The organism is uncultured Candidatus Kuenenia sp. (assembly GCF_900696675.1).
GTDB classification, from domain to species: domain Bacteria; phylum Planctomycetota; class Brocadiia; order Brocadiales; family Brocadiaceae; genus Kuenenia; species Kuenenia stuttgartiensis_A.
The window spans coordinates 1-1,845 of the sequence record NZ_CAADGZ010000251.1 but is presented as its reverse complement, the minus strand read 5'-3'; the positions used below and the strand labels follow the sequence as shown (position 1 = coordinate 1,845).

General features: G+C 40.1%; 2 protein-coding genes and 1 pseudogene. 1 reads left to right on the top strand and 2 read right to left on the bottom strand.

The genetic code is table 11. From position 1 onward, the window contains the following. The coding region (locus tag QZT26_RS17435; RefSeq protein ID WP_295103997.1) for a hypothetical protein at positions 1-226 on the top strand (226 nt) is incomplete at its 5' end. 311 nt (positions 227-537) lie between these two features. Here the strand turns inward: QZT26_RS17435 and QZT26_RS17430 are convergent. Together QZT26_RS17430 and QZT26_RS17425 are read right to left on the bottom strand one after the other, a co-directional pair. Next, on the bottom strand, positions 538-1,407 hold the full coding sequence (locus QZT26_RS17430) for a transposase (protein ID WP_157820772.1): 870 nt from the start codon (positions 1,405-1,407) through the stop codon (positions 538-540). A 40-nt stretch (positions 1,408-1,447) separates the two neighbouring features. Beyond that, positions 1,448-1,845: pseudogene (locus QZT26_RS17425) on the bottom strand (ISAzo13 family transposase); the annotation flags it as partial.

Genomic DNA, 1,845 nt, shown 5'->3' with positions numbered 1-1,845 from the left:
TCTTCTTGATTCAGGATGGAGTTATGAAGAAGTAGCAGAGGCGCTCTTGTTAGACGATCAAACAATCAGGAATTACGAAAAACTATACAAAGATAAAGGTTTTGACGGGCTTTTATCTGACAATTATGTTGGCTGTGTGCCAAAACTCACCTGCGAACAAGAAGAACAATTAAAAGATTATATCAGGAAAAACAACTATAGCGCGGCAAAAGAAATTGTTGAATAAGTGCCTTAATTGTATACTGAAGATTTTCTTGCCTTTCGTGAACCATCTTTCACCCCCCTGCGTATAAATTAACCACAATCTCTTCTTCCTATGTTATATACCAATATTTACCATCTCCCGAGACCTCTACCTCTTCAAGGGTGAACTTATCGCCTACGGCGGACTTTTAATCTTTTCTTATATACTCCATGGTATAATTATTACAACCAGGACATCCAACTTTCGGCATATAATTCTCATAATATTCATTGTTAAATTTCGCCATTCCAATTCCAGCATCCACTATTGCTTCATTCACCAACAGTTCTTTGTTACATACTGAACAGCGGTATTTGTACTCTTCGGGGAGTGGGCCGAATGGTTCCTCCATCCCCTTCTGGTTTGATAACCTTCTCTTCTTTCGGCTCATACTTACCTCGCATTATCTCTTCTATTTCATTATAGATTATTCCGTATTTCGGATGCCATATCACATTAAGTTCCATCTCTCTTCCGCAATGCTCACAAACAAACGGGTCTTGACCCGTACTTGCACGATATCTCTCCTGATAACTTTTTCGCCCGATTATCTTTACCGCGCCTACTACCTCTCTACCTATCCGTTTCAATGCTTCCCGAACTATTACTTTGATCTGCTCATATATCTTCGCCGCCTGCACTCCATAATATCGTATCCTTTTAAAACCCTTCGGCAATACATGCTGGATCATTCTACCTATAAACCGGTACACACTTACACGCTCCTTTTTCACTCTCTGCATCTCGTGAGACCTATAATGATACGTAACCCTTCTTCCATCATACTCATCTATGCGTCTCAATGATATGGGCGGACTTACTACATATTTCGCTACATATCTCGCTAAACTCTCATATCTCTCTGGTACCTCTCCTTTTTGGACATTCGCTACAAATCCTTCGGGATAACACCTGTAACACGCATCCACTATCTTCTCGATTTCTTCCGTATCCAGCTCTTTTCTCATCATCTCCAATAAATACCATTGCCACTTCTTATGCAGCATCTTATACGGTAAATAACTTAAATGCTCCCACCTCTGCCTTTCCTCATCAAGTCCGCCGCTACTTGCTATTATATGCAGATGGGGATTATACTGACCACTTCTACCGTGGGTCTGCAACACTACTATATACCCTCCCTTGAGTGGCCTTTTGCTCACTTTAGGCACTGTCCAAAAATAATTTGGTATTTTTATTAATTTAGTTAAGTGAAATTGTATAATTCCAATCTGGCAAGACACTGTGTTTGTTTATGTTTATTTCTTTCATTTGGTCATCAGTGATTTTGATTCCTTTTTGGTATTCTTTCTCGTTAAGAATGGTTTGTACGAGAAGACCCGCTGTTGTTGTAGTGCCAGCAATTAAACTTAGCATAACATCATAAGACCTCAAAGGATTCCCCTCCCAATTTTTACTGATAAAACTAAACAGACGATGTTCTACCGGATTCCATTTTGATGCTCCTGAGGGATAGTGGCAAATCCTGATGGAGAGTCCGTAAACTTTACAAATATTTTGATAAAGCGCATATTTCCACAACCGGGGACGAAATCCGTTGCTCCCTCCTGCGTCACAAAGAATAAGGAGTTCTTTTGCGC